At 72.4% G+C, this 12,998-nt stretch carries 11 protein-coding genes; 3 read left to right on the top strand and 8 right to left on the bottom strand.

The window, feature by feature from the left end; translation table 11 throughout:
• Positions 1–148: 148 nt before the first annotated feature.
• Positions 149–355, top strand: coding sequence for a hypothetical protein (locus AC0KTA_RS24800; protein WP_481050429.1), 207 nt, complete (start codon positions 149–151; stop codon positions 353–355).
• 96 nt (positions 356–451) lie between these two features.
• Here the strand turns inward: AC0KTA_RS24800 and AC0KTA_RS24795 are convergent, their stop codons facing one another.
• Positions 452–1,636: an MFS transporter gene (locus AC0KTA_RS24795; RefSeq protein ID WP_481050428.1), complete on the bottom strand. Its 1,185-nt coding sequence runs from the start codon at positions 1,634–1,636 to the stop codon at positions 452–454.
• 111 nt (positions 1,637–1,747) lie between these two features.
• Here AC0KTA_RS24795 and AC0KTA_RS24790 point away from each other — a divergent pair, with 111 nt between their 5' ends.
• The gene (locus AC0KTA_RS24790) at positions 1,748–2,644 is read left to right on the top strand and encodes a LysR family transcriptional regulator (protein WP_481050427.1); all 897 of its coding nucleotides are present in this window, start codon (positions 1,748–1,750) and stop codon (positions 2,642–2,644) included.
• A 55-nt stretch (positions 2,645–2,699) separates the two neighbouring features.
• On the opposite strand, the gene AC0KTA_RS24785 is transcribed toward AC0KTA_RS24790, so the two are convergent.
• The 7 genes from AC0KTA_RS24785 to AC0KTA_RS24755 form a co-directional block, all read right to left on the bottom strand.
• The gene (locus tag AC0KTA_RS24785) at positions 2,700–3,206 is read right to left on the bottom strand and encodes a DUF1203 domain-containing protein (protein WP_481050426.1); all 507 of its coding nucleotides are present in this window, start codon (positions 3,204–3,206) and stop codon (positions 2,700–2,702) included.
• A gap of 103 nt (positions 3,207–3,309) precedes the next feature.
• Positions 3,310–4,362 (bottom strand): LLM class flavin-dependent oxidoreductase, encoded by a 1,053-nt coding sequence (locus AC0KTA_RS24780; protein WP_481050425.1) that lies wholly within the window; start codon positions 4,360–4,362, stop codon positions 3,310–3,312.
• 443 nt (positions 4,363–4,805) lie between these two features.
• On the bottom strand, positions 4,806–6,110 hold the full coding sequence (locus AC0KTA_RS24775; RefSeq protein ID WP_481050424.1) for a flavin-dependent oxidoreductase: 1,305 nt from the start codon (positions 6,108–6,110) through the stop codon (positions 4,806–4,808).
• Positions 6,107–6,901, bottom strand: a complete 795-nt coding sequence (locus AC0KTA_RS24770; RefSeq protein WP_481050423.1) for an ABC transporter ATP-binding protein — start codon at positions 6,899–6,901, stop codon at positions 6,107–6,109. Before AC0KTA_RS24770 ends, AC0KTA_RS24775 begins: the two co-directional genes overlap by 4 nt.
• Before the next feature lie 185 nt (positions 6,902–7,086).
• Positions 7,087–7,887 (bottom strand): ABC transporter permease, encoded by an 801-nt coding sequence (locus tag AC0KTA_RS24765; RefSeq protein WP_481050422.1) that lies wholly within the window; start codon positions 7,885–7,887, stop codon positions 7,087–7,089.
• Positions 7,884–8,792: an ABC transporter permease gene (locus tag AC0KTA_RS24760; protein ID WP_481050421.1), complete on the bottom strand. Its 909-nt coding sequence runs from the start codon at positions 8,790–8,792 to the stop codon at positions 7,884–7,886. Before AC0KTA_RS24760 ends, AC0KTA_RS24765 begins: the two co-directional genes overlap by 4 nt.
• A gap of 118 nt (positions 8,793–8,910) precedes the next feature.
• Positions 8,911–9,942 (bottom strand): ABC transporter substrate-binding protein, encoded by a 1,032-nt coding sequence (locus AC0KTA_RS24755; protein WP_481050420.1) that lies wholly within the window; start codon positions 9,940–9,942, stop codon positions 8,911–8,913.
• 221 nt (positions 9,943–10,163) lie between these two features.
• On the opposite strand from AC0KTA_RS24755, the gene pepN reads away from it, so the two are divergent.
• Positions 10,164–12,737 (top strand): aminopeptidase N, encoded by a 2,574-nt coding sequence (gene pepN / locus AC0KTA_RS24750; RefSeq protein WP_481050419.1) that lies wholly within the window; start codon positions 10,164–10,166, stop codon positions 12,735–12,737.
• The last annotated feature ends 261 nt before the right edge of the window (positions 12,738–12,998 follow it).

The following is a 12,998-nucleotide window of genomic DNA, read 5'->3' as shown; positions in this document are numbered from 1 at the left end:
CGCCTGAGGCCCGGGCCCTGCCGCCCCGAAACCTCCAGGTCGCGGGGGATCGTTTCATCAGCCACGGATGAGTGAAACGGCGCATGTTTCCCGGGCGTGTCCGGGCAGTACTTCGGTGCCCCAACCGCACCACACACTAGGGAAGTTCATGCGCCGTATCGCTGCCATGGCCACCATGGCCGTCGGAACCCTCACACTCGCCGGTGCGCTCGCCACCCCGGCGAGTGCCGTACCGGACCCCGTAGGCACCGTCACCTGCCTGACCCAATCCGCCGGCGACGTCACGAGCCTCATCGACCCCGCCAGCCCCGGCCTGCCCACCGAGATCCCGGGCACCGCCTGCCTGGCGCCCTGACCTGACGGGCTCCGGCCCGAGGGGGGCCCGAGGGGGGGACATCACCGCGCCCGTACGGATCCTGACCAGGTCCGTGCGGGCGCGGTTGTCGTGGCGTCACGCCTTCTCGCGCCCGGCCAGCACCACCACCCCCAGCGCGAGCACCGCGAGCCCGCCGCCCACCCACAGGACGGCGGTGACCCCGATGCCGTCGGCGACGCGGCCCCCGGCCAGCGCGCCCACCGCGATGGCGACGTTGAACACGCCCGCGAACAGCGCGGACGCCGCTTCCCGGGCGCGCGGCGCGGCCGCCATCACCCAGTTCTGCGAGGACACGGAGACGCCGCCGTAGGCGAGCCCCCAGGCGATCAGGAGCACGACGGTCGCGGCGAGGGAGCCGCCGGCCGGTCCCAGCAGGAGCACCACGCCCCCGAGGGCCGCCGAGATCATCAGGAGCGCCCGGCGCGGGTCGCGGGCCGCGAACGAGCCGCCCAGGAAGTTGCCGGCGATCCCGGCGACGCCGTAGGCGAGCAGCAGCCCGCTGACGAGCCCTCCGCCCAGGTCCGGCACCCGTTCCAGGACGGGCCGCACATAGGTGTACGCGGTGAAGTGCCCCACCACGAGCAGCGCCACGGCGATCAGGCCGACCCGCAGCCGCGGCAGCCGCAGCAGTTCCGGGAAGGCGCCGAGCCGCACCGGCTCGGCGGCGGGGAGCGGCGGCAGCACGGCGGCGAGCAGCGCGGCGACGGCGAGGCCGAGCGCGGCGACGGCGCCGAACGCCCAGCGCCAGCCCGCGAGTTCGCCGAGGAAGGTGCCCGCGGGCACGCCGAGGACGGAGGCGACGGCTATGCCGCTGAAGATCACGGCGGTGGCCCGCCCGACGGATTCGGTGCGCACCAGACGTACCGCGAGGGAGGCCGCGACGGCCCAGACGCCGCCGATGCACAGGCCGACGACGATCCGCGCGCCGAGCAGCACCGCGAAGGACGGCGCGAGCGCCGAGAGCAGGTTGGCGGCACCGAGCAGCAGCATGAGTCCGCACAGCACGGCGCGCCGGTCCGCGCGGCGCACGGCGACGGGCAGCAGCAGTGCGGCGAGGGCCGCGACGAGGCCGGGCACGGTGACGGTGAGACCGGCGGTGCCGTCGGAGACATGGAGTCCCGAGGCGAGGGAGGTGAGCAGCCCCACAGGCAGCATCTCGGTGGTGACGACCGAGAAGGTGGCGGCTGCGACGGCGACGACGGACAGCGGCAGGGAACGCCGTCCGGTGGGGGCCGGCGCGCTTTGGGTGACGGTTTCCATGGGCTCCACACAACGCCCGCGCGGTCACCGGGAACAACGGCGGACTTCTCATCCTTGAATGAGCGTGGCTAATCGATCCGGGGGTTCCGAGGGATGTGGGGGCGCACGCGCGTGAGCGGGCTCGAGATACGGGAACTGGAGTGCTTCCTCGTCCTGGCCGAGGAGCTGCACTTCGGCCGGGCGGGCGAGCGTCTGTACGTCTCGCAGAGCCGGGTGAGCCAGCTCCTGGCCGCCCTGGAGCAGCGGGTCGGCGCGCGCCTTGTGGAGCGTACGAGCCGACGGGTGCGGCTGACCCCGCTGGGTGAGCGATTTCACGCCGAACTGTCGCCTGCGTACGCGGAGTTGGCGGGAGTGGTGGAGCGGGTGCGGGAGTCCGCGCGCGGGGTGGCGGGCCGGATCAGGATCGGCTTCCAGGGGACGGCGGACGCGCGCCTGATGGCGGCGATCACGGCGTTCCAGCAGCGGCATCCGGGCTGTGTCGCGGAGATCGCGGAGGTGCCGTTCGCGGACCCGTTCGGGCCGGTGCGGCACGGGGAGGTGGACGCGGCGATCGTGCTGCTTCCGGTGGCGGAGCCGGACCTGGTCCTCGGCCCGCTCTTCTCCCGGCAGCAGCAGACGGTGGCGGTGTCCGTGCGGCACCCCTTCGCGTCCCGTACGTCCCTCGCCGCCGCCGAGCTGACGGGCACGCCGCTGATCGCGGCGGCGGCTCCGGCCCCGGCGTACTGGCGCGAGGCGCACGCCCCGTCGACAGTGCCCGCGCCCGCCGTGCGCACGCTCCAGGAGGGCCTGACGCTCGTCGCGGCCGACCGGGGCGCGATGCTGCTGTGCCGGCCGACGGCGGAGTACCACGGGCGGCAGGACGTCGTGTTCGTGCCCGTGGAGGGGCTGCCGGACTCGGTGCTCGGGATGGTGTGGCACCGGGACGGGGAGACGGAGCGGGTGCGGGCGTTCGCGCGGGCGGTGGCGGAGGCGGGGGCGGCCGACGGCGTGGAGGCGTCGGCCGCCTGAGGGTCACCGCAGCCTGGGGTCACCGGCCGCCTGAGGGGTCACCGGCCGCCTGGGGTCACTGCGGGCGGCGCACCTCGAAGTGGAGGCAGCCGTACTCCACGGCGCGGACGTGCACGAGGGCGACCTGCGGGTCGGCGAACGCCTCCGTGAGGGCCTCGTCGTAACCCGCCGTGGTGTCCTCGGGGATCTCGAGCAGCCGCCCGCCGACGATGCGACCGTCGGCGTTGTAGCGCCGGAACGCGCGCAGTGCGCCCGCCCTGACGAACGGATACTCCTCCCGCACCGCTTCCGGGCCTTCGCACGGGTCCGCGTGGATGAACACCGGCCCCTGCTCGTCGTACGCGCCCGGCTCGGCGCCGGTCTCCGCCGCCCAGCGGCGGAGGGGAGCGTACGAGACGAGGGCGACGCGGTCGCCCTTGCGGGCGGGCCGGAGACAGCAGCGCAGCGGATCGCCGCCCTCCGCCTCCGTGTACGGCACGCAGGGGCGGCCCGCGTCGTCGGTGTCGCGGAGCTGCTTGAGGGTGTCGGGGTCGATGGCGCGTGGGGTGAATGCGGTGCTCATGGGGCCAGGTTCGCGCGTGCGCGGGGGTTCCGGCTGGCGGTTTCCGGACGTGGAGTTTTCGCGGCTGCGTCCCCGCCGCATCGCCGCTTCGCGGCGGGTCCGCTCAGGTGAGGAGTTTCGCGAGCTGGGCCATCTCGGTGGGCGGGTCGATCACCGGCTGGATGAGGAGTTCGTCGATGCCGGCCTGTTCCAGGGTGGTGATGCGGGCGAGGAGGTCGTCGCGGGTGCCGACCAGGGCCAGGGTGTTCATCAGCGAGGGCAGCACCAGGTCCCGGTCCTGCGGTGCGATGCGGCCGAGGTAGTTGGGGTAGAGCTTGGTGTGCCGGTCCGGCGCGGTGGCGGTGGTGCCGCGCCGGTCGAGGAGCCGCCGCACCGCCTGGCGTTCCTCGGGGCCGAGTTGATCGGCGAAGGCGGGGGTGTCGGCGGCGGTGTCGGCGGCGAAGGCCAGCAGCGACAGGACGAGGTGGCCGGTCGCGTCCCGGGCCGGGTCGCCGTGGGGGTCCTCGTCCTGGTCGAGGAGGTGGAGCGCGGTGACCACGTAGGAGTCCGGGTCGCGGGGTGTGCCCTGGGCGGCGTGGCGGCGGGCGTCGTGCAGCGCGTGCCAGGCGGTGGGGTCCAGCAGGCCGAAGGAGATGAGGCCGGTGCCGCGGCGGCCGGCGACGGCGGCGGCCTTCGGCCCGAGCGCGGCCACGACGAACTCGATCGGGTCGGCGGTGTTCACGTGCGCCCCGGCGTGCAGGAACCGGACGTCGCGGACCGTCTCACCTTCGCGGTACTGGGTCGAGCGTCCGGCGCACAGGTCCTGCAGCGCGGCGGTGAAGTTCTCCAGCCCGGCCGCCGTGGCCGGCCGCATGCCCAGGGTGCGCCGGGCGGTGTTTCCGGTGCCGACGCCGCAGATGATCCGGCCCGGCGCCAGGGCGTTGAGGCCGGCGAGCCCGCTCGCGGCGGCCGGGGCCGAGCGCAGCGCCGGTGAGGTCACGCCGATGCCGAGCCTGATACGGCTGGTGGCCTTCGCACACAGGCTCAAGGCGACGAAGGGATCACCGTGGACCATCGGGGTGTCGTTGACCCAGAAGCTGTCCAGGCCCAACTCCTCGGCCCGCACGGCGAGATCCTCCACACCGGGCCGCGCCTCGACCACGACGCCTGCACGCATCACAACCCCCAAGGTGTGCGGACGGAATCGAACTTGCCCAGCATGGCAGGTCCCGGCGCGGGGCCGGTGCGGAGTCGCGTGATCTCGCGGTGTCGCAGGGCGCGGTCACCCCACACGTTCAGCTGCTCCAGATCCGTACAGGCCAGTACGCGCTACGCGGCGCCGAGTTCGCACCACACGTACACTCCGCCGCCAGGAGTTCGGCCACGTCCGCGACGCGGCCCAGACCGTGCAGGGTGAGTGCCACTCGGAGCGTGTGGCGGCACAGGGTCACGGCACGCGGATCGTGCGGGATGTGGACGACGTACTCCCAGGACTGAGCAGCGTCGTTAGGCATGGGTGAACCCCCGTGGAGAGGTGAGGAGTTGGGCATGCACGGCGAAGGTTGGGCGGTGGCAATGTCTGAGCGCGCGCAGCGCAAAGGGGCGGGTGGGCGGGGAAACCTAACCCGCGCCCCACGACCCCCTCCCGTTCAGCTCCGCCACATCCGTCCCCGTCGTCCACCGATACGCGGCATCAAGCTCGGCCAACTCCTCCCCCGTCAGCACGTCCTCCACCCGGTCGAACCCGTCGGGTGCCCGTTCGGCGACGGCCTGGAGGAGGCGGTCGGCGGGCATGCGGCGGTTGGCGAGGACCAGGGCGGTCGTTGCTTCGCGGCGGACCTCCTCGTACGCCCGCAGCCCCGCGACCCGGTCGGGTTCGTGGACGGCGAGGCACCGGGCGAGCACCCGTGCGTCGAGGACGGCCTGCGAGCCACCGTTGGAGCCGACGGGGTACATGGGGTGGGCGGCGTCGCCGAGGAGGGTGACGGGGCCGCGGCCCCACCAGGGCAGTGGCTCCCGGTCGACCATGGGGTACTCCAGGATCCGCCGGGTCGCGGCGAACAGCGCGGGCACGTCGAGGTCGCCGATGCGCCACCCGGCGAAGTGCGGAAGGACGTCGGAGAGACGCCCGCCGCGGTTCCAGTCGGCCGTCCCGGGCATCCGCCCGTGCTCGACGGGAAACCGCACCTCCGCCACCCAGTTGAGCAGCGCACGCCCCCGCTGCTCGGCCTCGCGGGAGATCGGGTAGACGACGAGCTTGGCGTGCGCGTTGCTGCCGGCGACGGCGACCGTGCGCCCGCCCAGCACGGGGAGCCACTCGGCGACGCCCCGCCACATCCGGATGCCGTTCCACATCGGCGGCCCCTCCCCGGGATGCAGCCGCGCCCGCACCGTCGAGTACAGGCCGTCGGCCCCGACCAGCGCCCGCACCCGCACGGTGTGCTCACGCCCGCGCGCCAGGTCCCGCAGGATCACCGGAAGGACCTGCCCCTCCGGCTCCGCGCACCGCACGAAGGCGGTGCCGGTGACGACGGCCCGCTCGCCGAGGCGTTCGCGCACCGCGTTCAGGAGCAGCATCTGCAGGGCGCCGCGGTGGAGGGAGTACTGCGGCCAGTGGTAGCCGAGCGCGAGCCCGCGCGGCTCGCCCCAGATGCGGTTGCCGTGCCGGTCGTAGTGGACCATCTCGGCGGTCGGCACGGCGGTCGCGGCGAGCTGCTCGCCGAGGCCCAGCTCGGTCAACTCCCGTACGGCGTGCGGCAGCAGGTTGATGCCGACGCCCACCGGCCGCAGCACCTGGACCGGCTCGACGATCCGCACGCCGATCCCCATCGCGTGCAGGCTCAGCGCCGCCGTGAGCCCGCCGATGCCCGCGCCCGCGATCAGCACGTCGGCGTGCAGGGCGTGCAACGCGTGCCTGGCGCTCATGGCCGCCGCACCGCCCGCCCGACCTCGGCGCGCAGCTTCACGAACTCCGGCAGGCCGCGCGTGACGATCTGGTCGCGCGGCGCGGGCAGTTCGACGCGCATCTCGCTGTGTACGCGGCCGGGGGCGCCGGTGAGGACGACGACGCGGTCGCCGACGTACACGCTCTCGTCGATGTCGTGGGTGACGAGGAGGATGGTCATCCCGCCCTCGGAGCCCTCGGAGGGACTCCCGCTGCCCCCGTCGCCGGAGCGGCCCCCACGCACCGACAGAAGCAGGTCCTCCAGATCCTCCCGCGTCTGCGCGTCCACCGACCCGAACGGCTCGTCCATCAGGAGCAGCGCCGGCCGGTAGGCCAGCGCGCGGGCGATGGCGACGCGCTGCTGCATGCCGCCGGAGAGCTGCCACGGATACTTCCCCGCGGTGCCGTCGAGGCCGACCTGCGCGAGCGCGCCGAGGGCCCGTGCGCGGCGCTCCGCGCGGGCGAGGCCGCGGCGACGCAGCGGCAGGGCAACGTTGTCCCGGACCGTCAGCCACGGGAACAGCGAGCGCGTGTAGTCCTGAAAGACGACGGCCAGGTCGTCGGGCACGCCGTCGACGGGTCTGCCCCCGACCGCTATCCGGCCCTCGCTCGGCCGCTGCAGCCCCGCGACGCACCGCAGCAGCGTGGACTTTCCGCAGCCGGACGGCCCGACGATGCTCACCAACTCGCCGCGCGCCACATGCAGTTCGACCCCTTCGACGGCCTGGTGCCCGTCGGCGTACCGATGACCGAGCCCCGCGATCTCCAGCATCGCCTGTTCCCCCTGTCCCCCTGCTGCTCAGTTGCCCACTTGCCCATTTGCCCGCTCGCTCAAATGCCCACTGGTCCAGTTGCCCACTGATCCGGTCACTCTGTCGCCAACTGCCCTGTGCTCTAAGTGATGTGAGTGTCACGAGGCCCAGTACGTTCCGTGTGTGCCCCGTGCATCCTGTGTGTCTAGGTGCTCGTCCGCCGCGCGCCCCGGTGCCAGGCGAGGACCCTGCGCTCGACGAGCAGGAACAGTCCGTTGAGTACGCAGCCGATGGCGCCGAGGAGCACGATCCCGGCCCACAGCTGGTCCGGCCGGAACTCCCGCTCGGCGGCGTTCAGCCGCGCTCCGATGCCGTCGCCCGACCCCATCAGTTCGGCGATGACCATGAGGATCAGCGCGAACCCGAGGGCGACCCGCAGCCCCGCTAAGATCCTCGGCGCGGCCGCGGGCAGGACGACGTACCGCAGCCGGGCGAAGCCCCCGAGCCCGAAGACACGGGCCGAGTCGAGCTGCACCGGCTCCACGGAGCGTACGCCGTCGGCGGTGTTCAGGAGCACCGGCCACACCACGCCGAAAACGATGGCCGCGAGCTGCATGGACGTACCGAGCCCGAAGGCGACCATGAAGAACGGGATCAGCGTCGGCGGCGGCACCGCACGCCCGAACTGCAGTACCGGGTCGAGCACGAGATACGCGACCCGCGACAACCCGATCCCCACGCCCACGGCGATCCCCACGACGCCCGCGAGCGCCCACCCGAGCAGCAGATGACTCAGACTCGGCACGAAGTCGTCGACGGCCCGCTCACTCAGCCAGAGCCGGGACGGCGGCCCCGACCACCACAGCTCCCGCATCGCCGAGACGATCCGGGTCGGCGGCGGAAAGTACAGATCCCCGGCGCGCCGAGCAGCCAACTCCCAGGCGAGCAGGAGCAGGACGAGCAGCCAGGAGCGGGAGAGGAGGGCGAGCCCGGCACGCTTGATCATTTCAGCCCGCCCGGTGTAGTCAGCCCGTCCGGCGTTTGAGGACGAGGCCGTTCAGGCCGATACGGGGGTCCGGGGGCAGAGCCCCCGGTCCTCGGGAAGGGGCGCCCGCGCGCGGAGCGCGCTGATTGAGCACTGTGGGGAAACAACCACCGCTCCGCCCACACCAGCCCAGCGTTGGCCGCAACACCAAGCACCCCCGCCCAACAAGCCCCCGCCACCATCAGATCCGGCCGCCCACCCCCGGACTGCGTCTCCAGCAGATAAACGCCGAGTCCCCCCTCTCCCCCAGCCCGCAACTCAGCACTCACCACCACAATCAACCCCACAGAAGCAGCAATCCGCACCCCCGTGACCACGAAAGGCGCCGCGCTGGGCAGCGACACCCGCCACAGCACCCCGAGCGCCCCGAACCCGAAGGACCGCAGCGTCTCCTTGGCGACGGGGTCGACGTCCCGGAGGCCGTACAGAGTGTTGAGGAGGATGGGCCACAGCGCGGCGTAACAGACGAGGGAGCGTTCCACGCGGTCGGGTTCGACGAAGACGAGGATCGCGAGCGGGATGAGGGCGACGGAGGGGATGGGCCGGGCCAGTTCGACGACGGCGAGGGCGGCGGTGTCGAGGCGGGGCAGCGAGCCGAGCAGCAGCCCGGCGGGCACGGCGAAGAGGACGGCGAGCCCGAGCCCGCCGAGCCAGGCGGCGACGGTGGTCCACAGGTCGCCGAGGAACCCGTCGTCGACTGCCATCTCGGCGGCGCGGGCGAGCACGGAGGAGGCGGGCGGCACCGCCTGCGCGTCGAACACCCCGCTGCGGGCGACGAGTTCGACGACAACAAAGGCACCGCAGACGCCGAACGCCCCCAGCAGGCCCCGCCCCCACCGGCGCCCAGCCAGCCACTCCGCGCGCAAAGCGACGTACGAAGCGACACGCGAAGCAACACGCGCAACGACGCGCGAGCGAGCACGCACCCCGAACCCCGGGCCAAGGCCCGAACCGACGCGCGCGTCCCGCTTCACCGCATCACCCTCACGGCCCCGTACGCACCAGCAGTGGCTCCACGTCGATGTCCCGCTTCAGGTAGCCGAACTCCCGCATCAGCTCGACCACCCGGCGCAGCCGGGCCGGATCGAGCGCCACGGGGTAGCCGCCGAGGTGGAGCTGAGCCGCCTGCTCGGCGGTGATCTTCGTGTAGTCCGGGAGCGTGTCGACGACGGTCGAGCGGTTGGCGGCCTGCTTCTGGGCGCGAGCCATGGCCCGCTGGAAGGCGGCGACCGTCTTCGGGTTCTCCTCGGCGAACGACGCCGTGGCCGCGTACCCGGCGATCGGGAACCCCGCGGTCGGCGGCTTGCCGAGGTCGGCGACGACGCGGCCGGTGCCGGACTTCTCGATCGCGCCGACGAACGGCTCGACGGCCTGCACGGCGTCGACGCTGCCGGACTTCAGGGCGGTCTCCATGTTCGGCATGTCGACCTCGGCGAAGTTCTTGTCGTCGTCGAAGGACGCGCCCTCGGCCTTGCCCGCCTTCTTGACGAGCAGGGCGCTGATGTTCCGCTTGGTGTTGACGCCGATCTTCTTGCCCTCGAGGTCCTTGAGGGTCTTGACCGGGGAGTCCTTCTTCACCAGGACGGCGTGGGTGCGGGGCGCGGACTGGAAGGCGTCGGCGACGAACCGTACGTCGACGGCCTTGTTCGCGTGCGCGAGGAAGTACGAGACGTAGTTGCCGAAGGAGATGTCGAGGGCGCCCGCGCGCAGGCGGCTGACCGACTCCGCGCCGCCGCTGAGCGTGATCGTGCGGACGGTGAGCCCCTCCGCCTTGAAGAAGCCCTTGCGCATCGCCATCTCCAGGGGCGCGGTGTCGGCGACGGGCATGGTGCCGACGGTGATGCGGGTCTTCTCCGGGCCCTTGCCGTCGCCCGAGCCGCCGCCGGAGTCGCCGGACGAGCCGCAGCCGGCGGTGGCGGTGGCGGCCGCGAGCAGCAGGACGAGCGGGGGCAGCGCGGCGCCGCGTAACCGTGCCCGATTCCGGGACCCGCGCGAGCCCCGCACACCGCTTGCCATATACATCTGCCCCTCGACCGCTTTCCCACCGCTCCGGATCGCCCAAGGCCGCTTCAGCCCGCCCAAAGCCGCTGCAGGGCGCTCCCTGACCTGAGCCGACGCGCGGATGCTAACGGCCGCACGACCTGAGAACAATGGCCCGGAGCGGGCCGCGGCGGCGCATGGAAGGATGGCCGGAAACATCGCAAAAACTTCGCAAGTCGTACCGAGGAGATGACCGCGTGCCCGGCACCAATCTGACCCGCGAAGAGGCGCAGCAGCGGGCGAAGCTGCTCACCGTTGACTCGTACGAGATCGATCTCGACCTCTCCGGAGCGCAGGAGGGAGGGACGTACCGGTCGGTGACCACGGTCCGTTTCGACTCCGCCGAGGCGAACGCCGAGACCTTCATCGATCTGATCGCCCCCGCCGTCCACGAGGTCGTCCTGAACGGGCACGCCCTCGACGTGGCGGCCGTCTTCCGTGACTCCCGGATCGCCCTGAAGCATCTGCACGAGGGCGCGAACGAGCTGAAGGTCGTCGCGGACTGCGAGTACACCAACACCGGCGAGGGCCTGCACCGCTTCGTCGACCCGGTCGACGAGCAGGCCTACCTCTACACGCAGTTCGAGGTCCCGGACGCGCGCCGCGTCTTCGCCTCGTTCGAGCAGCCGGACCTGAAGGCCACGTTCCGGTTCACCGTGACGGCGCCCGAGGGCTGGACGGTGATCTCCAACTCGCCGACGCCGGAGCCGGGCGGCCCGCAGAAGAACGTGTGGGCCTTCGCGCCGACGCCGCGCATCTCGACGTACATCACGGCCCTGATCGTCGGCCCGTACCACTCGGTGCACTCCTCGTACGACAAGGACGGGCAGAGCGTGCCGCTCGGCATCTACTGCCGTCCCTCGCTCGCGGAGTACCTGGACGCGGACGCGATCTTCGACGTCACCCGGCAGGGCTTCGCCTGGTTCCAGGAGAAGTTCGACTACGCCTACCCGTTCGAGAAGTACGACCAGCTCTTCGTGCCGGAGTTCAACGCGGGCGCGATGGAGAACGCGGGCGCGGTGACGATCCGCGACCAGTACGTGTTCCGCTCCAAGGTCACCGACGCCGCGTACGAGACACGCGCGGAGACGATCCTGCACGAGCTCGCGCACATGTGGTTCGGCGACCTCGTGACGATGGAGTGGTGGAACGACCTCTGGCTGAACGAGTCGTTCGCGACCTACACGTCCATCGCCTGCCAGGCGTACGCCCCCGGCTCGCGCTGGCCGCACTCCTGGACGACGTTCGCGAACTCCATGAAGACGTGGGCGTACCGGCAGGACCAACTGCCGTCCACGCACCCGATCATGGCGGACATCCGCGACCTGGACGACGTGCTGGTCAACTTCGACGGCATCACCTACGCCAAGGGCGCCAGCGTCCTGAAGCAGCTCGTCGCGTACGTCGGCATGGACGAGTTCTTCAGCGGTGTGCAGGCGTACTTCAAGCGGCACGCGTACGGGAACACGCGGCTGAGCGATCTGCTCGGCGCCCTGGAGGAGACCAGCGGCCGGGACCTGAAGACCTGGTCGAAGAAGTGGCTGGAGACGGCGGGCATCAACGTGCTGCGGCCGGTGGTGGACGTGGACTCGTCCGGCACGATCACGTCGTTCGCCGTGAAGCAGGAGGCCCCGGCGCTGCCCGCGGGCGCGAAGGGCGAGCCCACTCTCCGTCCCCACCGCATCGCCATCGGCCTCTACAACCTCGACGACGCGACCGGCAAGCTGGTGCGCACCGACCGCGTCGAGCTGGACGTGGACGGCGAACTCACCGCGGTGGAGGAGCTGGTGGGCCGCGCCCGTCCCGCGGTGATCCTGCTCAACGACGACGACCTGTCGTACGCCAAGGTCCGCCTGGACGCGGAGTCGCTCGCCTTCGTGACCGAGCACCTCGGCGACTTCGAGGCCTCGCTGCCGCGGGCGCTGTGCTGGGCGTCGGCGTGGGACATGACCCGCGACGCGGAGCTGCCGACGCGGGACTATCTGTCCCTCGTCCTCTCCGGCATCGGCAAGGAGTCCGACATCGGCGTCGTCCAGTCGCTGCACCGTCAGGTGAAGCTGGCCCTCGACCTGTACGCGGCCCCGGCCCGCCGCGAGGCGGCGCTGACGCGCTGGACCGAGGCCACGCTCGCGCACCTGCGGGCGGCCGAGCCCGGCAGCGACCACCAGCTCGCGTGGGCGCGGGCGTTCGCGGCGACGGCCCGCACGGAGGCCGAGCTTGCGCTGCTCGAGGGCCTGCTTGATGGCTCGGAGTCCATCTCGGGCCTCGCCGTGGACACCGAGCTCCGGTGGGCGTTCGTGGCGCGGCTCGCGGCGACCGGGCGGCTCGACGAGGCGGGGATCACCGCGGAGTTCGAGCGGGACAAGACGGCCGCGGGTGAGCGGCACGCCGCCGCCGCGCGGGCCGCGCGTCCGGCTGCCGCCGCCAAGGCCGAGGCGTGGGCGTCGGTCGTGGAGTCCGACAAGCTGCCCAACGCGGTGCAGGAGGCGGTGATCTCCGGCTTCGTCCAGACCGACCAGCGGGAGTTGCTCGCGCCCTACACGCAGAAGTACTTCGACGCCGTGAAGGGTGTCTGGGAGTCCCGCTCCCACGAGATGGCCCAGCAGGTCGTGGTCGGGCTGTACCCCGCGCTCCAGGTGTCCCAGGGCACCCTGGACACCACGGACGCGTGGCTCAAGTCGGCGGAGCCCACCGCGGCGTTGCGGCGACTCATCACTGAGTCGCGCGCCGGGGTGGAGCGGGCCCTGCGGGCCCAGGCCGCCGACGCGTAGCCCCTTCTGTACGGGGGTGGGGTGCCCGGCACGTCCCGGTCACCCCACCACCCCCGCCGCTCCGCGGCGGAAGCTCTCCCACCCGCCCACCCGTTTCCAGCACACCGCGGGGTGAGCGTCTCCTGTGGGGGTCAGCCACCATCGGCGGCTGCGGTCCGCTCCCGCTGTGGGCCTTCCCGCTGTGGGCAGGCGTTCCGCACGGCGGAACGGGTGGGCACAGCCCAGGTCGGCGGTGTCGGGATGTTGAGGGAAGGGCGCTCT

It is taken from the genome of Streptomyces sp. Y309, from assembly GCF_056712025.1.
The sequence above is the reverse complement of the archived record's forward strand: the minus strand, read 5'-3'. Positions and strand labels throughout refer to the sequence as shown.